This window comes from Streptomyces sp. NPDC050617 (assembly GCF_040654795.1).
Lineage (GTDB): Bacteria > Actinomycetota > Actinomycetes > Streptomycetales > Streptomycetaceae > Streptomyces.
Genome location: NZ_JBFAIS010000005.1, coordinates 353,990 through 373,526 on the forward strand (window position 1 = coordinate 353,990; position 19,537 = coordinate 373,526).

A 19,537-nucleotide genomic window follows, 5' to 3' on the forward strand; every position below is an offset into this window, starting at 1 on the left:
TTGATCGAAGCGGCGAATGAGGCTGACCTGACTGCCGGTGGGTGATAAGGCCCCGGATACTGTCGGGCCTCATGGACGTACTGATTCACACCGTCGTCGGCCTGCACATCATCGGCATCGCGGCCCTGCTCGGCGGCTTTCTCACCCAGATGAAGGCCATGGGCAAGGGCGAGGCGCGCATGGTCCCGGCGATGCTGCACGGCGCGCTGACCATGCTGGTGACGGGCGTCGCGCTGGTCGGCCTCGACCAGGCCCAGGACTACTCGCTCAACACCGTCAAGATCGGAATCAAGCTGGCGTTCCTGGTCGTGATCCTGGGCCTGGTCTATGTGAAGCGGGACGACGAGAAGGTGGAGCCGCCCGTCTTCGGCATCGTGGGGGCGCTGACCGTCGCCAACATCTTCATCGCGCTGCTGTGGACGTAAGCGGCTGAGAGCCGGCGCCCGGGGGCGTGAGCGACCTCCGCTACGCCGGGCGCACGCTCCCGTAGATCGGCATGTAGTAGATCGACTCCACCCGCACGTTCGCCCCCGGCTTCGGCGCGTGGATCATCTTCCCGTCGCCTATGTACATGCCGACGTGGCTGATGTCGTCGTAGAAGAAGACCAGGTCACCCGGTTGGAGATCGTCCGTGGCGACCCGCGTACCGGTCTTGACCTGATCCCAGGTGGTGCGCGGGAGATCGACGCCGGCCGCCTTCCACGCCGCCTGGGTCAGCCCTGAGCAGTCGTACGAATTGGGGCCGGTGGCGCCCCACACATACGGCTTGCCCATCTGTGCGCGAGCAAAGGCGATCGCCTTGTCGGCCTTGGCGGCGTGCGTCCCTGAGGGGGCCCTGGAATCGGTGCCGCCCCCCTTGTGGCCCTTTTCCGAGCTGCCCTGCCCCTTGCCGCTGCCGCCGCCCTCCGCGGCCTCTTCCTTCTGCCGCTTCTCGGCCTGGCGTTTCGCCAGCTCCTCGGCCTTCTTCTTGGCCGCCGCCTCCTTCTTCCTCTCGATAGCGGCCAGCCGCGCCTTCTCCTGGACCGTCAGCTTCGACAGCAGCTCCCGCGCCTCGCCGAGCTTGCCCTGGACGGCCTCCTTCTTCGCCTTCAGCTGCTTTTGCGAATCGGTGAGCGCGGCCAGGTTCCGTACCGCCTCGCCCCGGTCCCTGGCCGCCGCCTTCTGCTGCGTACGGAACTCCCGTACGGCCTGCTCCTGCCGGCCGGTCATCCGGTCGATCAGATGCGTCTGGTCGAACCAGCTCTGCGGGTCGGAGGCGAACAGCAGGTTCGCGGTCTGGCTCATGCCGCCGTCGCGGTACTGCGCCGCGGCGTACGCCCCGAGCGCGCGCCGCGCGTCGTTGAGCTTCCCGGTGCGCCGGGCCACGTCGTCGAGGAGCCGGTCGACCTTTCCGTTCTGCGCGTCCGTGCGCTCCTTGGCCGCGTTGTACTCCTGCGTGGCCGTGCCCGCCTGCCGGTACAGGGCGTCCACACGGCGCTGGACGTCCTCGACAGAGGCTTTGGGGGTTCGGGGGGCTGTGGGGCGGCCGGGAGCGGCGTGCGCGGTCTGGGAGAGCAGCGTGGCGGAGGCCAGGGCCGCGGTCGTGAGGCCGACGGCGGTGCGGCGGCGGGCGGGCGTGTCGAGCGGCCCGTACCCGGACCTGCGGGGCTTGCGGTGCGACGCCAAGGGAGGCGACTCCTTCCGTGGACCGCCTACCGGGTTAGCTGTCGGGTTCGGGCGGGTTTGGAAGGTTTGTGCCCTACAGTCCGTACGGGCGCGCTGTGCGTGCGTACGGACCGATTCACCCCGGTGGTGCGTGTGGGTCCCCGGCTCCGGGCGCCTCGCGGCGCGGCCGGACTCGGCGTCGGCGGCCCGTGCAGACGGACGTCGGCGGGGGGACGGGCTGCCTGAGCGAGCACCGTAGCCAACGCGTGGTGCCGCTGTGAAGGCTGGTGTTCGATATGCCGGAACCTTCCGGGACTGCGCCTCCCGCGCCGTGACCTGCCCGATTCCGCCTGCTTCCGCCCGACCCCGCCTGCTTCCGCCCCCTGGACGCCGCCTCTCGCCCGTACCGTCCGCGCGCACTTCCACCCCCACTTCCCCCCCGCTTTCCGCCCGCGCTTCCCCCCACTTTTCGCCCGTCTTTCCACAGCCGGAGCCGGGTGTCAGTGGGGCGGCCTAGACTCGGTGGGCGATGAGCAGCCTCTTTGACGACAGCTTCCTGGCGGATCTCGAGCCTTCGGGCGAGGAGCCCCCGCCGCCGCCCGAGGACGCCGCACCGGAGCCGGTGCCGGACGATCTCTTCGGGGGCGCCTTCGACGCGCCCGTACAGCGGTCCGGCCGGGCCTCGGGGCAGGGCGGCTCCGGGGCGCGCGACGCGTACTACCGCGACGGTGCGCCGCGGCCCGTCATCGACCCCTCCGCGCTGCTGGAGGGGCTCAACGAGGAGCAGCGCGCCGCGGTGGTGCACAGCGGCGGGCCGCTGCTGATCGTCGCCGGCGCCGGGTCCGGCAAGACGCGCGTGCTGACGCACCGGATCGCGCACCTGCTGGGCGCGCGCGGCGTGCACCCCGGCCAGATCCTGGCGATCACCTTCACCAACAAGGCCGCGGGCGAGATGAAGGAGCGCGTCGGCGACCTCGTCGGCCCCCGGGCCAACGCGATGTGGGTGCTCACCTTCCACAGCGCCTGTGTGCGCATCCTGCGCCGTGAGTCGAAGAAGCTCGGCTTCACCTCATCCTTCTCGATCTACGACGCCGCCGACTCGAAGCGGCTGATGGCGCTGGTCTGCCGGGACCTGGACCTCGATCCGAAGCGCTTCCCGCCCAAGTCCTTCAGCGCCAAGATCTCGAACCTGAAGAACGAGCTGATCGACGAGGAGGAGTTCGCCGGCCAGGCGGCCGACGGCTTCGAGAAGACGCTCGCCGAGGCGTACGCGATGTACCAGGCGCGGCTGCGCGAGGCGAACGCCCTCGACTTCGACGACATCATCATGACCACGGTCCACCTGCTCCAGGCGTTCCCGGACGTCGCGGACCACTACCGGCGCCGCTTCCGGCACGTGCTGGTGGACGAGTACCAGGACACCAACCACGCGCAGTACACCCTCGTGCGCGAGCTGGTGGGCCCCGGCACGGACGAGGTCCCGGCCGCCGAGGTGTGCGTCGTGGGCGACGCCGACCAGTCGATCTACGCGTTCCGGGGCGCGACCATCCGCAACATCCTCCAGTTCGAGGAGGACTACCCGGACGCGACGACGATCCTGCTGGAGCAGAACTACCGCTCCACGCAGACCATCCTCAGCGCCGCCAACGCCGTCATCGAGCGCAACGAGAACCGCCGCCCCAAGAACCTGTGGACCGAGGCCGGGGCAGGGGCCACCATCACCGGCTACGTCGCCGACACGGAGCACGACGAGGCGCAGTTCGTCGCCGACGAGATCGACCGGCTCACGGACGCGGGCGACGCCAAGGCCGGCGACGTCGCCGTCTTCTACCGCACCAACGCCCAGTCCCGTGTCTTCGAGGAGATCCTCATCCGGGTCGGGCTGCCCTACAAGGTCGTCGGCGGCGTGCGCTTCTACGAGCGCAAGGAGGTTCGCGACGTCCTCGCCTACCTGCGCGTTCTCGCCAACCCCGAGGACACCGTCCCGCTGCGCCGCATCCTCAACGTCCCCAAGCGCGGCATCGGCGACCGCGCCGAGGCGATGATCGACGCGCTGTCGCTGCGCGAGAAGATCTCCTTCCCGCAGGCCCTGCGCCGCGTCGACGAGGCGTACGGCATGGCGGCCCGCTCCGCCAACGCCGTCAAGCGCTTCAACGTCCTCATGGAGGAGCTGCGCACGGTCGTCGAGTCGGGCGCCGGGCCCGCGACCGTCCTGGAAGCGGTGCTGGAGCGTACGGGCTACCTCGCCGAGCTCCAGGCGTCCACCGACCCGCAGGACGAGACCCGCATCGAGAACCTCCAGGAACTGGCCGCCGTGGCCCTGGAGTTCGAGCAGGAGCGCGACGAGGAGAATCCGGGCACGCTGGCGGACTTCCTGGAGAAGGTGGCCCTGGTCGCCGACTCCGACCAGATCCCGGACGAGGACGACGACGGCGGCGTCGTCACGCTGATGACGCTGCACACGGCGAAGGGCCTCGAATTCCCGGTCGTCTTCCTGACCGGCCTGGAGGACGGCGTGTTCCCGCACATGCGGGCGCTCGGCCAGACCAAGGAGCTGGAGGAGGAGCGGCGGCTCGCCTATGTGGGCATCACGCGGGCGCGCGAGCGGCTGTATCTGACCCGGTCGACGATGCGCAGCGCGTGGGGCCAGCCGTCCTACAACCCGGCTTCCCGTTTCCTGGAGGAGATCCCCGAGGAGTATGTGCAGTGGAAGCGGACCGGTCCCGCGACGCCTTCGGCGTCGATGGGGGCGGTCGGCTCCGGCCGGTCGGGTTCCGGAAGCTCCGGCGGCTCCGGCGGCGGGATCATGTCCTCGCTCTCCTCGTCGCGCTCCAAGGCGGGCCCGAGCGGCTTCGCGACGCGCCGCGCGGGCGACCGTCCGGTGGTCCAGCTGGCGGTCGGCGACCGGGTCACGCACGACTCGTTCGGGCTCGGCACGGTCGTGACGGTCAAGGGCAGCGGGGACAACGCGGAGGCGACGATCGACTTCGGCGAGGCGAAGCCGAAGCGGCTGCTGCTGCGGTACGCGCCGGTCGAGAAGCTGTAACGGCGGTACGGGGCGGGGCCGGGCTTCGGTGACGGGGCTCGGCCCGTTGCCGCGGCGGGGGCCCGCCCTTACGTCGGGTCGAGGCCGTGGGAGCGGAGCCAGGGCAGCGGGTCGATGGCCGCGCCGCTGCCGGGGCGCACCTCGAAGTGCATGTGCGGGCCGGTGGAGTTGCCCGAGCTGCCGGAGTAGGCGATGACGTCGCCGGCCTTGACGGTGCCGGACCGGATCTTGTTGCTGCTCAGGTGGCAGTACCAGGTCTCGGTGCCGTCGGGGGAGGTCACCATGGCCATGTTGCCGTAGGCGACGTTGTACTGCGTGCGCACGGTCCCGTCGGTCGCGGCCATCACGGGGGTGCCGTAGCCGACCGGGAAGTCGATGCCGGTGTGCACGGACATCCAGTTGACGCCCGCCTGCCCGAAGTAGGCGCTGAGCCCCTTCTGTTTCACCGGCAGCAGGAACTTGGGGCGCTCGGCCTCCTTGCGGCGCGCTTCATCGGCTTTTCGTTTCTTCTCCGCGTCCTGGCGGGCCTTGAGGTCGATCCGCTGCTGGGTGCGGCTGGCCCGGTCGGCGAAGTCGTCGGCGTCCCTGCTGACCCCGGCGAGCTGGGTGTCCAGCTTGCTGTTGGCGGCGGACGGCTTGACGGTGGCCGGATCGGGCGCCGACGCCTCGGTGCTCTTGCTGTCGCCGCCGCTTCCGGTGACGTTCGCCGCGGCGATCCCGGCGACGCCGATGGCGGCGACGGAGGGGACCGCGATGGTCAGGATCGCGGAGCGGCGGGGGCGGTAGCCGGTACGGGCGGGGGCTCCGCGGCGTCGGCCGCGGCTGCCGCCGTCGCGGCGGGGGCCGGGCGGAGGGGCGGAGTCGGCGGACGGGGCGAGCTCCAACGCCTCGAATTCCGCCGTCTCGTGGGCGAGCGGCTCGTGCGCCGACGGCTCCGCCTCGGCGGGGCCGTCCTCCGGCGCGGCGCCGGGTTCGGGCGCGGCGCCGGGTTCGGGCTCGGGGCCCGGACCGGTTTCGTGGCGGCCTTCGTGCGGCGTCTCGTGCGGTGTCCCGTGCGGCTGTTCGGGAAGGGGTTCGTCGACGGTCGCGTAGGCGCTGGTGTCCCAGGTCTGGGTGTGGGCGCCGGTGTCCCACTGCTCGGCGTCGCCCCACTGCCCGGTGGTGGTGCCGACGGCGCCGCCGATGGTGTTGTACGAGCCGCTGGTGCCGTACACCTCGTACGAACCCGTGGCGTCGCTCGCGCCGTACGCGCCCGTGCCGGCCCAGGCGGCCGTGGACCACTGGCCGGTCTGCTGCTCGTGCAGCCCGTTCGCCGCGTAGAGGCTGGTGTCCCAGGTCTGGGTGTGGCCGCCGGTGTCCCACTGGTTGGCGGTGTGCCACTGACCGGTGGTCTCGTACGTGCCCGTGGCGCCGTACGCGTCCGGGGCGTCGTACGACCCCGTGGCCGCGTACGAACCTGTGGTCCCGTACGCGTCAGTGGTGGTGAACGCGTCGCCGTACGCGGGCTTCGCCTCCCACTGACCGGTCGTGTCCCACTGGCCCGTGGTGTCCCACTGCCCGGAATGCCCGGCGTCGTAGCCGCTGTAGGCGATTCCGATGTTCTGGAACGTACCGGTGGAGTAGCCGTCGTACCCGGCGTAGCCCTGTTGTGCCGCCTGCTCCCCGTACGTCGCGCTGGGCGCGTATGAGGCATCTGGGGCGGGGACGGTCGGAGTGGAGTTCCCCGACGGGTGACGGTCGTTCACCACCAACTTCTCTTTCGCCTAGGCAGCACGAGAATTAGCGGCGACTGTACCCGGCGGTATGCGGCAGTCACAATCTTCGGCGGCTGTCGCCACCTCAAGGACCGGTCATTTAGCCGCCTTTCGGTGGACTGGAGCCGATTCCTTGGCCCGGCGTTCGAATTGTTTTCGATGAAAAAACGTCCGGGTCATGCAACCGAAACGGCTCCCGACGCGTCCCCGGCCGCCTCCTCGGCCATCAGCGCCTGCCGGATTCCGGCCGCCACCCCGCAGTGCACCGGCAGCGCGAGATGGCCCACCCCGCTGACCCGCACGCTGCGACAGCGCAGGTCAGGGTGGTCGAGCCGGGCGGTCTCGACCGGGATCATCAACTGGTCGAGATCGCTCCAAAAGCTGACGAAACGCGTCCGGCAGCCCTTCGCGGGCAGCGCCAGCTCCGTGATGACGGGGGAATCCGGGCGCATCTGCCGAACGAGGGGATGTGCTGAAAGCAGCGGCACCGCGCGTGTCCCGCCGTGCGGCGTGCCGAGCGTGACGAGGGTGCGGATACGGGCGTCCCCGCCGAGCCGCTGCGCGTAGTAACGGGCTATCAGCCCGCCCAGGCTGTGCCCGACGACATCCACCCGCCCGCGGCCGGTACGGGCGCAGAGCTCCTCGACATGACGGCCCAGCAGCTCGGCGGCCGTACGGATATCGCAGGTCAGCGGCGAGTAGTTGAGGGACTCCACCTGCCGCCAGCCGTGCTGGCGCAGATAGCGGCGCAACAGGACGAAGACGGAGCGGTTGTCGATGAAACCGTGCAGCAGGAGCACGGGCGGGTGCGGTGAGGGCACGTCACCGGCCGCCCCGGCCAGGGGGCCCTGGCTCTCGCGGGCGAGCGGCACGCCGGGCGGCACGGGCGGCGGCCGGCGCTCCTGGGCGAGGCCGGTCGGATAGAGGATCACGTGCCCGGCGAGTATCGCCAGTTCCAGCGCGGTGGCCCGGACGGCCTCGGCCGAGGAGCGGAAAAGTGAAAAAGGAAAGGGCATGGCCATCGCGGCCGACCTCCCGAACCGCACGCAGGAGACGGCTCTGACCCCCGTGTGCCCTCATGGGCAGCCGTGCCCGGCGCCGCCGGTGGGGCGCTGCCGTGACGCGCGGTGTACGGCGCGGTCGCACGGCGGCCTCGGTACGGCTTCCCTCACGACCGGCCCGACGGCCCGCCTGGCGCGGGGATTCGGACACGGTGTGTGGCGAACGTATTGTCCCACGTGTGATTTCCCCCTCCCTCGCCACCGTGAAACTGCCGCGTACGGGATGCTGGCGATAACGTTCGTTCACACTTACGGCCGGTGACGGCAGTCGTACATGGAGGCAGTGATGGGAGTGACCGGTCCGATTCGCGTGGTGGTGGCCAAGCCGGGTCTCGACGGCCATGACCGCGGAGCCAAGGTCATCGCGCGTGCGCTGCGGGACGCCGGCATGGAGGTCATCTACACTGGGCTCCACCAGACGCCCGAGCAAATCGTCGGCACCGCGATCCAGGAGGACGCCGACGCGATCGGCCTGTCCATCCTCTCCGGCGCGCACAACACCCTCTTCGCCAAGGTGATAGAGCTGCTGCGCGAGCGCGACGCCGAGGACATCAAGGTCTTCGGCGGCGGCATCATCCCCGAGGCGGACATCGCTCCCCTCAAGGAGCTGGGCGTGGCGGAGATCTTCACTCCGGGTGCGACGACGGCGTCCATCGTGGACTGGGTCAACGCCAATGTCCGGCAGGTGCCGGCCTGAGCCCGAGCGGGAAGGACCGGCGGCGCGCCGGCCGGAGCGACGGGCCGGGGCCGGGCGGCCCATGCGGACCGGGTACGGGCGGGGGCGGCTCGCCGGAGGTGCGTAGGGGCTCGTCTCCGGAGGTGCGTACGGGCCGGTGTCCGGACGCGCGTACGGGCCGGTGTCCGGCGAGTCGGGGGCGCGGCCGTAGGCGGAGTGGTCCGGACGGCGGATCGGGTGACTGCCGGCGTGCTCGTCGGAGCGCGTGCGCGAGCGGAAGGGCCCGGAGCCGAGGCGCGGGCGCGTGCGCGTCACGGGCATCGAGGGCCGTGGTCCGGTGCGAGCTCCCGGCGCATGGCGGCGCGTAGGCGCAAGGTGCCGACCAGCCGCTGAAATGCCTCCGACCAGTAGCCGGCCGCGCCGGGCGAGCCGTTCTCGGACTCGTCCGGCTGGGCGGTCAGCACCTCCAGCCGGTCGGCCTGCTCCGGATCGAGGCAGCGCTCGGCCAGCCCCATCACTCCGCTGAAACTCCATGGATAGCTCCCCGCGTCCCGTGCGATGTCCAGTGCGTCCACGACGGCTCTCCCCAGCGGCTCCGACCACGGCACCGCGCACACCCCGAGCAGGCGGAACGCCTCGGAGAGCCCGTGCACCGATATGAACGCGGCGACCCACGCAGCCCGTTCGCCGTGCGGCAGCGCCGACAGGAGCTTCGCCGGGTCCCGCCAGGACGCCTCGTCCGCGGCGGGCGGCGACGCCGCGGGACCGAGCAGCGCGCGGGACCACTCGGCGTTCCCCTGCCGCGCGGCGGCCCGGCACCAGGCGGCGTGCAGATCGGGCCGCCAGCCGTCGGCGACCGGGAGCGCCACGATCTCGGCGGCGCTCCGGCCCCCGAACCGCCCGTTCCACGCGGAGAGCGGCGCCGCCTCCACCAACTGGCCCAGCCACCACGAACGTTCACCGCGCCCCGAGGGCGGCTTCGCCACGATGCCGTCGCGCTGCATGGCGCCGTCGCACTCGTGCGGAGCCTCGACGGCGATGCGCGGGTCGCCGAAGTCCAGGGAGAGGCAGGACCGGGCCCGGTGGGCCATCCGGGCGGCCAGCGCGGAGTCCGGCAGGCCGGACAGGAGCTCGGCGGAGGTGGCCCGCACATTGCGGCTGCGGTCGGCGAGCGCCTCCTCCAGGAACGGCTCGTCCCCCGCCGACAGCCCCTCGCGCAGGGAGTCGAGGAACATCAGCCGGTCCTCGGCCCGCTCCGTGGACCAGGTCGTGGCGAGCAGCGTCCGTGCCGCGGCCGGGTCGTGGCGGCGCAGGGCCGTCAGGAGTGCCACGCGCTCCGCGAACAGTCCCTCCTGCCACGTCCGTTCGGCCGCTTCGCCGTACCCGCGGGCCTCGTCACCGTCGCCGGTGGGGGCGGCAAGGGCGGCCGGTGTCCAGTCGCCCGCCGGGCTGCTCCGCAGGGCGAACTTCCACTGCGGATTGAGCCGCGCCAGCCAGAGCGCGCGCGGCCCGGCCAGCGCCAGCGCCTCGGGCCGCAGGTCGGTACGGCCGCGGGCTGTGTCCAGCAGGGCGGGCAGCAGGGCGGCGGGGGCGCGGTAGCCGTACTGGTTGGCCGCCGTCAGCCACTGCGGAAGCAGTTCGGTCAGGTCCGGCGCCGTGCCGCGCCGACTGCCGCCGGCCGGACCGGCGCGGTCGGCGAGCAGCATGGCGAGCCGCGCCCGCGCGGCCGGCGGCAGCGGGGGCCGCCGGTCCTCGGGCGCGGGCGCCGGGCGGCGGCGCGCCACGGCCGGCAGCAGCCCGGCCCGCCTCCGCACCGTCTGCACCGCGGCGGCGTCCAGGAGGGCCGACGCCGCGTCCTGGCCGGGGCGCGGCGCTACGGGCGGGGTGCGCCGCCCGGTGCCGAGCAGCGCGGCGGCGACGAGGTCGTCCCAGGTGGTGGCTGTTGGAGTGGTCGTGTCGGCGGCCGTGGTGGCCATGTACGAGTCCCTTCCGTTTATGGCCCGTCGGGGTCCGTTCGGCAGGTCCGGGGTGCTACTGGTGGCTGTTGGCCGCTGGTCGGCGGCCGATGGGCTCGGCGGGAGCAGCCTCGTCCGACGCCACGCCGTCCGACGCTGCCCCGTACGACGCCGATCGTCCGGGAGGCGGTTCGGCGGGCCGCTGCGGGAGCCGTCCGCCGGGAACGGCCTAGAGCGGAACCGCTTCCGGCGCCCATACGGTCAGCGGGGTGAAACCGGCGTGGCCGCAGTCGCCGAAGACCGTGACCGGCTCGCCGCCCGAGACGGCGGCGAGCTGCCACAGGCCCGTACGGTCCGCGCAGCGCGGGTCCACGGGCAGCGCCGACTCGCCGCGCGCGTCGGCCAGCTGCCAGCCCCGCTCGACGTCCGGGACCGGTATCACGCCGGCGAGGACGACCGGCCAGGCGTCCAGCCAGGGGTCCTCGCGCAGCGCGTCCCCGTAGCGGGCCAGCGCGGTCGCGACGTCCGTGCCGGGCGGCGGTGCGCCCGCCTCCCGCGGTGGCGCGTGGCGTGTCGCGACGGCGGCCCGCAAGGGGAGGGCGGCGGGGTAGTAGACGAGGTCGGCGTCGAGGGAGAGGCCGACGGGGAGGGAGAGTTCGGGGGTTCTGCCCGCGGCCCCGTAGGACAGCAGCAGCGCCGTGCGGCCGGTGTTCCGGCCGTGCAGCCAGATGCGGCGGGTGGTCAGCCGGCCGTCCTCGGCGTCCCGCTGGGCCAGGATCAGCCAGTCGTCGCGGACGGGCTCGCCGGTGGCGAGGAGTTCGGCGGCGTCCGTGGTGAGCCCGACGCGCGAACGGACCGTGGCGGCCAGCGGCCCGGGCAGCCCGTCGAGGTGGAGATAGCCCTGGTCGAGGGTGTGCAGCAGCGCACACTCCGCGAGCATCCGGGACGGCCAGCCGTCGCCGGACGCGGGGGCCGACGCCAGTTCGCGTACGCGCGCGGCGAGGCCGGGGGCCTGCGCGTCGACCATGCGGGCCGCAGTCTCCTCCCACTGTCCGTAGCCGCCGCGGTCGGCCGAGGCCAGGCCGTTGCGCAGCAGGTCGGCGAGGCGGTGCTCCAACTCGCGCGCCCCGTCCGCCATGCGCTGCGCGCGCTGCTCCGCGCGGCGGCGGGCGGCGGCCCGGCCTGCCGACGGCTCGGCGTCGCCGGTGTCACCGACTGCCTCCGCTGCCTCCGCCGCCTGCGCCGCCACGGTCGCGGCGGCGCGCTCGGCCCGCTGCCGCCTGCCGGTCAGCCACTTCACGGCCCACTCCGGCGGCTCGCCCCCGTCCCGTACGGCCTCCTCGTCCGACGCCCGCAGCAGGAGGAGTCCGAGCGCGTGCTTGCACGGGAACTTGCGGCTCGGACACGAGCAGTTGAAGGCCGGCCCGTCCGGGCCGGACAGGTCGGCGACCATGCGGTACGGCGTGCTGCCGCTGCCCGCGCACAGCCCCCACACCGCGCCCGCGCCGGCCCCCGTGTCCGACCACGACGCGGACACCGCGAGCTTGGCGCCCGCCTTGCGTGACGCGGCGTCAGGTGCAAGCGCGAGCACCTGCTCCGCCGTTCGGAGCTCCCCCTGCGAATTCATGTCGACGAAGCTACGGCCTCCCACTGACAATCGCCCTGACCTGCGGGTTCGTTGGCCCGAAGCCGAATGTCAGTGGTGTGGTGCAGTGTTGGTCACGCAGCCCGAAGCCGTGTGATGAGGGGGGACCTGTGACCGTGCCAGGATTCGAGAACGAGCCCGCGAGCGACGCCGATACGGGAGCCGCGGCCGAGGCCGGCGGCGAGCCGCTGCGGCCGCACGCCGAAGTGGCCTTCGCCGACGAACTCAAGGCGCTGGCCGCCGCGGACGACCGGCCGAGGCCGGTCAGATGGCGACTGTCGCCGTGGGCCGTGGCGACGTACCTGCTCGGCGGCGTACTGCCCGACGGCACCGTCATCACGCCGAAGTACGTGGGCCCGCGACGCATCGTCGAGGTGGCCGTCACCACGCTCGCGACCGACCGGGCGCTGCTGCTGCTCGGCGTCCCCGGCACGGCCAAGACCTGGGTGTCGGAGCACCTGGCGGCCGCCGTCAGCGGCGACTCGACCCTGCTCGTGCAGGGCACGGCGGGCACACCGGAGGAGGCCATCCGGTACGGCTGGAACTACGCGCAACTGCTCGCGCACGGGCCCAGCCGGGACGCGCTCGTGCCCAGCCCCGTCATGCGGGCCATGGCCGGGGGCCTGACGGCGCGGGTCGAGGAGCTGACGCGCATCCCGGCGGACGTCCAGGACACGCTCATCACCGTGCTGTCCGAGAAGACCCTGCCCATCCCCGAACTCGGGCAGGAGGTGCAGGCCGTCGGCGGCTTCAACCTCATCGCCACGGCCAACGACCGGGACCGGGGCGTCAACGAGCTCTCCAGCGCGCTGCGCCGCCGCTTCAACACGGTCGTCCTCCCGCTCCCGGCCACGCCCGAGGCCGAGGTCGACATCGTCGCCCGGCGCGTCGACCAGCTCGGCCGCTCGCTGGCCCTGCCCGCCGTGCCGGAGGGCGTGGAGGAGATCCGACGCGTCGTCACGGTCTTCCGCGAACTGCGCGACGGCGTCACCGCCGACGGCCGCACCAAGCTCAAGTCCCCCTCCGGCACCCTCTCCACCGCCGAGGCCATATCCGTCGTCACCGGCGGCCTGGCACTCTCCGCCCACTTCGGCGACGGCGTGCTGAGGGCGGCCGACGTCGCCGCGGGCATCCTCGGCGCGGTCGTCCGCGACCCGGCGGCGGACCGCGTCGCATGGCAGGAGTACCTGGAGACGGTGGTCCGGGAACGAGAGGGCTGGAAGGACTTCTACCGGGCCTGCCGAGAGGTCTCGGCGTGACCGGGGGGACGGAGGGCCCGGGCGGGGCGCAGAACCGGGCGGGGGCGACGGGGTGAAGACGGACGAGGGGGAAGCGGGGACGGTGTTGCTGGGGGTTCGGCACCATGGGCCGGGGTCCGCGCGGGCGGTGCGGGGGGCGCTTGACGCGTGCGAGCCCGCCGCCGTGCTCATCGAGGGGCCGCCGGAGGCCGAAGCGGTCATCGGGCTGGCCGGCGAGGACGGCATGCGGCCGCCCGTGGCGCTGCTGGCGCATGCCGTGGACGATCCGGGGCGCGCTGCGTTCTGGCCGCTGGCCGGGTTCTCACCGGAGTGGGTGGCGATCAGATGGGCGCTGGAACGCGGCGTCCCGGTGCGGTTCATCGACCTGCCCGCGGCCGTGTCGCTGGCCATGGACGGCGCCGGCCGAGGGGCGGGCGACGAGGCGGCCGGGGAGGCGGGTCGAGAGGAGCGCGACGACGAGCGCGATGACGAGTGCGACGAGGCAGGCGGTGAGGCGAGTGGCGCGGCGGATGGGGAGGCAGACGGGGAGGTGAGCGGCGGGACGCCCGGCGCGGCGCCCGACGCGGGGCAGTTGCGCGTCGACCCCCTGGCCGTACTCGCCGAGACGGCCGGGCACGACGACCCCGAGCGCTGGTGGGAGGACGTCGTCGAGCACCGCGGCGGCAACGGCCGCCCCGGACCGGGCCGCCCCGAGCCCTCCCGGGCGGGCGCGCTCGCGCCGTTCGAGGCGCTCGCCGAGGCCATGGCCGCGCTCCGAGGGGAGTACGGGCACGGCGGACACGACCGGGACCTGGTGCGCGAGGCGCACATGCGGCTGCGGCTGCGGGAGGCGCGGCGGGAGTTCGGGGACGGCGTGGCGGTCGTCTGCGGCGCGTGGCACGTTCCGGCGCTGGCGGAGACGGTGACGGTCGCCGCCGACCGGCAGCGGCTCAAGGGCCTCCCCAAGGTGAAGACCGAGATCAGCTGGGTCCCCTGGACGCACCGCCGCCTCTCCCGCCACAGCGGCTACGGAGCCGGGATCGCCTCCCCCGGCTGGTACGCGCACCTCTTCGACGCCCCCGACCGGCCCATAGAACGCTGGATGACCAAGGTCGCCAGGCTGCTCCGGGCGGAGGACCAGCCCGTGTCCTCCGCGCACGTCATCGAGGCCGTCCGCCTCGCCGACACCCTCGCCACGATGCGCGGCCGTCCCCTCGCGGGGCTCGCCGAGACCACCGACGCCATACGGGCCGTGCTGTGCGAGGGCTCCGACGTGCCGCTCGCGCTCGTACAGGACCGGCTCGTCGTGGGCGACGTACTGGGCGAGGTGCCGGACTCGGCCCCCGCCACGCCCCTTCAGCGTGACCTCGCCCGCGCCCAGCGCTCCCTGCGCCTCAAACCCGAGGCGGCCGAGCGGAAGTTGGAACTGGACCTGCGCAAGGACACCGACGCCGCGCGCAGCCGCCTGCTGCACCGGCTGCGCCTCCTCGGCATCGAATGGGGCGAGGCGGTCCGCTCCCGCGAGGGGCTCGGCACCTTCCGCGAGACCTGGCGGCTGCGGTGGGAGCCGGAGCTGTCCGTCAAGGTGGCGGAGGCCGGGGTGTGGGGCACGACCGTGCTCGCGGCCGCGACGGCGAAGGCCGAGTCCCGGGCGGCCGGGGCCCCGACGCTGGCCGACGTCACCGGCCTCGCCGAACAGTGCCTGCTCGCCGGGCTCACCGACGCCCTCCCCGTGGTGCTGCGCGCCCTGGCCGACCGCGCCGCGCTCGACGCGGACGTCGGCAACCTGGCCCAGGCCCTGCCCGCCCTCGTCCGCTCGGTCCGCTACGGAGACGTACGGCGTACGGACGCGGCAGCCCTGCGCGAGGTGGCGGCCGGGCTCGCCGAGCGCGTCTTCGTGGGCCTGCCGCCCGCCTGCGCCGGCCTCGACGCCGACGCGTCCGCGACGATGCGCGGCCACTTGGACAGCGTCCACACGGCGGTCGGCCTCCTGGCCGAAGCGACGGAAGCGAAGGAAGCGAAGGAAGCGAAGGAGGAGATAGGAGCGACAGAGGCGACAGAAGCGAAGGGGGTGGAGGACGCGGGAGGGGCCGGCATACGGGAGCGCTGGTCCGCCGTTCTGCGCGGGCTCTGCGAAAGGGGCGGCATACCGGGGCTGATACGTGGCCGCGCCGTCCGACTGCTGCTCGACGACGGCCGGTTGGCGGACGGCGAGGCGGCGCGGCTCATGGGCCTCGCGCTCTCGCCCGGCACCGAGCCGCCGGAGGCGGCGGCCTGGATCGAGGGGTTCGTCGGGAGCGGCGGTTCCGGCGGCATGCTCCTCATCCACGACGAGCGCCTCCTGGCCCTGGTGGACGGCTGGCTCACGCGCGTACCGGCCGACGCCTTCACGAGCGTGCTGCCGCTGCTGCGGCGCACCTTCGGCTCGTACGACCCAGGGGTCCGCCGCACCCTCGGCGAACTGGTGCGCCGGGGCGGCCCGGACGCGCCTCCGCCGGGGTCCGGTGCCGGAGCGCAGGGCTTCGGCCCGGGGCTGGACGCCGAGCGCGCGGCGGCCGTACTGCCGACGCTGCACGCGCTGTTGGGGACGGGAACGGGGATGGGAATGGGGATGCGGACAGGGACGGAGACAGGGACGGGGACGGGTGTCCCCGAACCCCTGCCCGTACCAACTCAAGGGAGGGGAAAGAGCTGATGGGCGACGCGAACAGCGCCACCGCCGAGATCGAACCCGACTCCGCCGACGAGCGGTTGCGGCGCTGGCGGCTCGTGCTCGGAGGGGAGAGCGGGGGAGAGGGCACCGGCCGCGCCCTCGGGGGAGCGGACGCCGGCATGGACGCGGCGCTCGGCGCGCTCTACGGCGGCGACGGCAAGAGCGGCGACATGTCCCGTACGGGCGGGCTCGGTGCGTCCGCGCCCGGTGTCGCGCGCTGGCTCGGGGACATCCGCACGTACTTCCCCGCCTCCGTGGTGCAGGTGATGCAGCGCGACGCCATCGACCGGCTCGGGCTGGCCGCCCTGCTGCTGGAGCCCGAGATGCTGGAGGCCGTTGAGGCGGACGTGCACCTGGTCGGGACGCTGCTGTCGCTCAACAAGGCGATGCCCGAGACGACCAGGAGCACCGCGCGGGCCGTCGTGCGCAAGGTGGTCGAGGACCTGGAGAAGCGCCTGGCGACCCGCACGCGCGCCACGCTCACCGGGGCGCTCGACCGCTCCGCCCGGGTCAACCGCCCCCGTCACCACGACATCGACTGGAACCGGACCATCCGGGCCAACCTCAAGCACTACGTGCCGGAGTACCGGACCGTCGTGCCGGAGCGGCTCATCGGGTACGGCCGTGCGGCGCAGGCCGTGAAGAAGGAAGTCATTCTCTGCATCGACCAGTCGGGTTCGATGGCGTCGTCCGTCGTCTACGCGTCCGTGTTCGGCGCGGTGCTGGCCTCGATGCGCTCCCTTGCGACCCGGCTCGTCGTCTTCGACACGGCTGTGGTCGACCTGACGGAGGAACTCGCCGACCCGGTCGACGTGTTGTTCGGCACGCAGCTCGGCGGCGGTACGGACATCAACCGCGCGCTCGCCTACTGCCAGTCGCGCGTCACCCGCCCCGCCGACACCATCGTCGTCCTGATCAGCGACCTCTACGAGGGCGGCATACGGAACGAGATGCTGGCGCGGGTCGCCGCGATGAAGGCGTCGGGCGTGCAGTTCGTGACGCTGCTCGCGCTGTCGGACGAGGGCGCGCCCGCGTACGACCACGAGCACGCGGCGGCGCTGGCCGCGCTCGGCGCGCCCGCCTTCGCCTGCACGCCGGACCTCTTCCCGGAGGTGATGGCGGCGGCGATGGAGAAGCGACCGCTGCCGGTCCCGGAGACGGCGGCGTGAAAAGACACCGTGAAAGGAGAGCGGGAAGGAGGGAGCGAGAAGAGGGGAGCAGCGGGAAGAGGGGAGCGGGAAGAGGGGAGCAGCGGGAAGAGGGGAGCGGGAAGAGGGGAGCGGGAAATAACGCTCGGTAATCGGTCGCGAACCGCGGGCGGGGCATTCGGGTGAGCGCCGTCCAGCCCCGCGACGTAGCCGCCCGTACGTATATACAAGCCGCCACGTAGCGATCTGTGAGGGTAATCACGGCTCCAGTGTGATCTGTGATTTAGGGACCCACCGCCCTCGGGGATAACCTGCGAGACGGACATGCCGCGTACCCGGCGCACGTGTGCCGCCCTCGTAAAAGATCGCGTCCTCACGCTGCTCCCGCGGCACGCCCGCGCAGACAACGAACCGCGATATCCATGGAAAAGGGACGGACGCGCGTGGACCTGTTCGAGTACCAGGCGAGGGACCTCTTCGCCAAGCACGGTGTACCGGTGCTGGCCGGTGAAGTCATTGACACGCCTGAGGCGGCGCGCGAGGTGACCGAGCGTCTGGGCGGCAAGGCCGTCGTCAAGGCGCAGGTCAAGGTCGGTGGCCGCGGTAAGGCCGGTGGCGTGAAGCTCGCTTCCGACGCCGACGACGCGGTCGAGAAGGCCGGTCAGATCCTGGGCATGGACATCAAGGGCCACACGGTCCACAAGGTGATGCTGGCCCAGACCGCGGACATCAAGGAGGAGTACTACGTCTCCTTCCTGCTGGACCGCACCAACCGCAACTTCCTCGCCATGGCGTCCGTCGAGGGCGGCGTGGAGATCGAGGTCGTGGCGGAGCAGAACCCCGACGCGCTCGCCAAGATCCCGGTGGACGCCAACGAGGGCTGCACCCCGGAGAAGGCCGCCGAGATCGTCGCGGCCGCCAAGTTCCCGGCCGAGATCGCGGACCAGGTCGCCGAGGCGCTGCAGAAGCTGTGGACCGTCTTCATCAAGGAAGACGCCCTCCTCGTCGAGGTCAACCCGCTGGTCAAGACCGGTGACGGCAAGATCATCGCGCTTGACGGCAAGGTCTCGCTCGACGAGAACGCCGCCTTCCGCCAGCCCGAGCACGAGGCGCTGGAGGACAAGGCCGCGGCCAACCCGCTGGAGGCGGCGGCCAAGGCCAAGGGCCTCAACTACGTCAAGCTCGAGGGCGAGGTCGGCATCATCGGCAACGGCGCGGGGCTCGTGATGAGCACCCTGGACGTCGTCGCGTACGCCGGTGAGAAGCACGGCAACGTGAAGCCGGCCAACTTCCTCGACATCGGCGGCGGCGCGTCCGCCGAGGTGATGGCGAACGGCCTGGAGATCATCCTCGGCGACCCGGACGTCAAGTCCGTCTTCGTCAACGTCTTCGGCGGCATCACCGCCTGCGACGAGGTCGCCAACGGCATCGTCCAGGCGCTGGAGCTGCTCAAGTCCAAGGGCGAGGACGTCACGAAGCCGCTGGTCGTCCGCCTCGACGGCAACAACGCGGAGCTGGGTCGCAAGATCCTGTCCGACGCCAACCACCCGCTGGTGCAGCGCGTGGACACCATGGACGGCGCGGCCGACAAGGCCGCCGAGCTCGCGGCTGCGAAGTAAGGGACGAGGGACTCCAACACCATGGCTATCTTCCTCACCAAGGACAGCAAGGTCATCGTCCAGGGGATGACCGGCGGCACGGGCATGAAGCACACCAAGCTCATGCTGGCCGACGGCACCAACATCGTGGGCGGCGTCAACCCGCGCAAGGCCGGCACGAGCGTCGACTTCGACGGCACCGAGGTGCCCGTCTTCGGCTCCGTCGCCGAGGCGATGGAGAAGACCGGGGCTGACGTCTCCGTCATCTTCGTCCCGGAGAAGTTCACCAAGGCCGCCGTCGTCGAGGCGATCGATGCCGAGATCCCGCTGGCCGTCGTGATCACCGAGGGCGTCGCGGTGCACGACTCCGCGTCCTTCTGGGCGTACGCGGGCGAGAAGGGCAACAAGACCCGGATCATCGGCCCGAACTGCCCCGGCCTGATCACCCCCGGCCAGTCCAACGCCGGCATCATCCCGGGCGACATCACCAAGCCCGGTCGCATCGGTCTCGTGTCGAAGTCCGGCACGCTGACCTACCAGATGATGTACGAGCTCCGTGACATCGGCTTCTCCTCGGCCGTCGGCATCGGTGGCGACCCGATCATCGGCACCACGCACATCGACGCCCTGGCCGCCTTCCAGGCCGACCCCGACACCGACCTGATCGTCATGATCGGCGAGATCGGCGGCGACGCGGAGGAGCGGGCCGCGGACTACATCAAGGCCAACGTCACCAAGCCGGTCGTCGGCTACGTGGCGGGCTTCACCGCGCCCGAGGGCAAGACGATGGGCCACGCCGGTGCGATCGTGTCCGGTTCGTCCGGCACCGCGCAGGCGAAGAAGGAGGCCCTTGAGGCCGCGGGCGTGAAGGTCGGCAAGACCCCGTCCGAGACGGCGCGCCTGGCGCGTGCCGCGCTCGCCGACTGAGTCTTCCGGCACCGCGTCGCGGGCCCGCACCCTTCAGCACCACCTGGCCAGACCGGCACAGAACCCAGGTCATGGGGGTGCCGGTGTCGATGCCACCGAGCAGGTCGAGGACGGCCGGATCCGCGGCCGCGG

General features: G+C 72.5%; 13 protein-coding genes and 1 riboswitch. Of the genes, 8 read left to right on the forward strand and 5 right to left on the reverse strand.

Annotated elements, in window-relative coordinates; translation table 11 throughout:
• Window positions 1-71 precede the first annotated feature (71 nt).
• Window positions 72-425: a hypothetical protein gene (locus AB0I49_RS10170; RefSeq protein ID WP_363226380.1), complete on the forward strand. Its 354-nt coding sequence runs from the start codon at window positions 72-74 to the stop codon at window positions 423-425.
• 40 nt (window positions 426-465) lie between these two features.
• Here the strand turns inward: AB0I49_RS10170 and AB0I49_RS10175 are convergent, their stop codons facing one another.
• On the reverse strand, window positions 466-1,665 hold the full coding sequence (locus AB0I49_RS10175) for an NlpC/P60 family protein (protein WP_363226381.1): 1,200 nt from the start codon (window positions 1,663-1,665) through the stop codon (window positions 466-468).
• 7 nt (window positions 1,666-1,672) lie between these two features.
• A riboswitch (cyclic di-AMP (ydaO/yuaA leader) is annotated at window positions 1,673-1,838 on the reverse strand.
• 335 nt (window positions 1,839-2,173) lie between these two features.
• Here AB0I49_RS10175 and pcrA point away from each other — a divergent pair.
• Window positions 2,174-4,690 (forward strand): DNA helicase PcrA, encoded by a 2,517-nt coding sequence (gene pcrA, locus AB0I49_RS10180; RefSeq protein WP_363226382.1) that lies wholly within the window; start codon window positions 2,174-2,176, stop codon window positions 4,688-4,690.
• A gap of 68 nt (window positions 4,691-4,758) precedes the next feature.
• Here pcrA and AB0I49_RS10185 read toward each other — a convergent pair whose 3' ends face one another.
• Together AB0I49_RS10185 and AB0I49_RS10190 are read right to left on the reverse strand one after the other, a co-directional pair.
• Window positions 4,759-6,435, reverse strand: coding sequence for a peptidoglycan DD-metalloendopeptidase family protein (locus AB0I49_RS10185; RefSeq protein ID WP_363226383.1), 1,677 nt, complete (start codon window positions 6,433-6,435; stop codon window positions 4,759-4,761).
• Between the two features lie 185 nt (window positions 6,436-6,620).
• Window positions 6,621-7,460, reverse strand: a complete 840-nt coding sequence (locus AB0I49_RS10190) for an alpha/beta fold hydrolase (protein WP_363226416.1) — start codon at window positions 7,458-7,460, stop codon at window positions 6,621-6,623.
• 331 nt (window positions 7,461-7,791) lie between these two features.
• On the opposite strand from AB0I49_RS10190, the gene AB0I49_RS10195 reads away from it, so the two are divergent.
• Window positions 7,792-8,202: a cobalamin B12-binding domain-containing protein gene (locus tag AB0I49_RS10195; protein ID WP_363226384.1), complete on the forward strand. Its 411-nt coding sequence runs from the start codon at window positions 7,792-7,794 to the stop codon at window positions 8,200-8,202.
• A 290-nt stretch (window positions 8,203-8,492) separates the two neighbouring features.
• On the opposite strand, the gene AB0I49_RS10200 is transcribed toward AB0I49_RS10195, so the two are convergent.
• Window positions 8,493-10,157 (reverse strand): DUF5691 domain-containing protein, encoded by a 1,665-nt coding sequence (locus AB0I49_RS10200; RefSeq protein ID WP_363226385.1) that lies wholly within the window; start codon window positions 10,155-10,157, stop codon window positions 8,493-8,495.
• A 208-nt stretch (window positions 10,158-10,365) separates the two neighbouring features.
• On the reverse strand, window positions 10,366-11,763 hold the full coding sequence (locus tag AB0I49_RS10205) for an SWIM zinc finger family protein (protein ID WP_363226386.1): 1,398 nt from the start codon (window positions 11,761-11,763) through the stop codon (window positions 10,366-10,368).
• A gap of 206 nt (window positions 11,764-11,969) precedes the next feature.
• Here AB0I49_RS10205 and AB0I49_RS10210 point away from each other — a divergent pair, with 206 nt between their 5' ends.
• The 5 genes from AB0I49_RS10210 to sucD all read left to right on the forward strand — a co-directional run bounded on the left by AB0I49_RS10210 (window position 11,970) and on the right by sucD (window position 19,405).
• On the forward strand, window positions 11,970-13,040 hold the full coding sequence (locus AB0I49_RS10210) for an AAA family ATPase (RefSeq protein ID WP_363226417.1): 1,071 nt from the start codon (window positions 11,970-11,972) through the stop codon (window positions 13,038-13,040).
• Window positions 13,041-13,122: 82 nt separating this feature from the next.
• Window positions 13,123-15,714, forward strand: coding sequence for a DUF5682 family protein (locus AB0I49_RS10215; protein WP_363226418.1), 2,592 nt, complete (start codon window positions 13,123-13,125; stop codon window positions 15,712-15,714).
• Window positions 15,714-16,901, forward strand: coding sequence for a VWA domain-containing protein (locus AB0I49_RS10220; RefSeq protein WP_363226387.1), 1,188 nt, complete (start codon window positions 15,714-15,716; stop codon window positions 16,899-16,901). Before AB0I49_RS10215 ends, AB0I49_RS10220 begins: the two co-directional genes overlap by 1 nt.
• Before the next feature lie 422 nt (window positions 16,902-17,323).
• The gene (gene sucC / locus AB0I49_RS10225; RefSeq protein WP_363226388.1) at window positions 17,324-18,499 is read left to right on the forward strand and encodes an ADP-forming succinate--CoA ligase subunit beta; all 1,176 of its coding nucleotides are present in this window, start codon (window positions 17,324-17,326) and stop codon (window positions 18,497-18,499) included.
• A 21-nt stretch (window positions 18,500-18,520) separates the two neighbouring features.
• Complete coding sequence (gene sucD, locus AB0I49_RS10230; RefSeq protein WP_363226389.1) at window positions 18,521-19,405, forward strand: succinate--CoA ligase subunit alpha; 885 nt, start codon at window positions 18,521-18,523, stop codon at window positions 19,403-19,405.
• Window positions 19,406-19,537 lie beyond the last annotated feature (132 nt).

Excerpts from the sequence above, each read along its gene's own strand:
- sucD (WP_363226389.1), top strand. The coding sequence starts at position 18,521 with ATGGCTATCTTCCTCACCAAGGACAGCAAGGTCATCGTCCAGGGGATG.
- AB0I49_RS10170 (WP_363226380.1), top strand. The coding sequence starts at position 72 with ATGGACGTACTGATTCACACCGTCGTCGGCCTGCACATCATCGGCATC.
- AB0I49_RS10195 (WP_363226384.1), top strand. The coding sequence starts at position 7,792 with ATGGGAGTGACCGGTCCGATTCGCGTGGTGGTGGCCAAGCCGGGTCTC.
- AB0I49_RS10220 (WP_363226387.1), top strand. The coding sequence starts at position 15,714 with ATGGGCGACGCGAACAGCGCCACCGCCGAGATCGAACCCGACTCCGCC.
- AB0I49_RS10190 (WP_363226416.1), bottom strand. The coding sequence starts at position 7,460 with ATGCCCTTTCCTTTTTCACTTTTCCGCTCCTCGGCCGAGGCCGTCCGG.
- AB0I49_RS10205 (WP_363226386.1), bottom strand. The coding sequence starts at position 11,763 with ATGAATTCGCAGGGGGAGCTCCGAACGGCGGAGCAGGTGCTCGCGCTT.
- AB0I49_RS10200 (WP_363226385.1), bottom strand. The coding sequence starts at position 10,157 with ATGGCCACCACGGCCGCCGACACGACCACTCCAACAGCCACCACCTGG.
- pcrA (WP_363226382.1), top strand. The coding sequence starts at position 2,174 with ATGAGCAGCCTCTTTGACGACAGCTTCCTGGCGGATCTCGAGCCTTCG.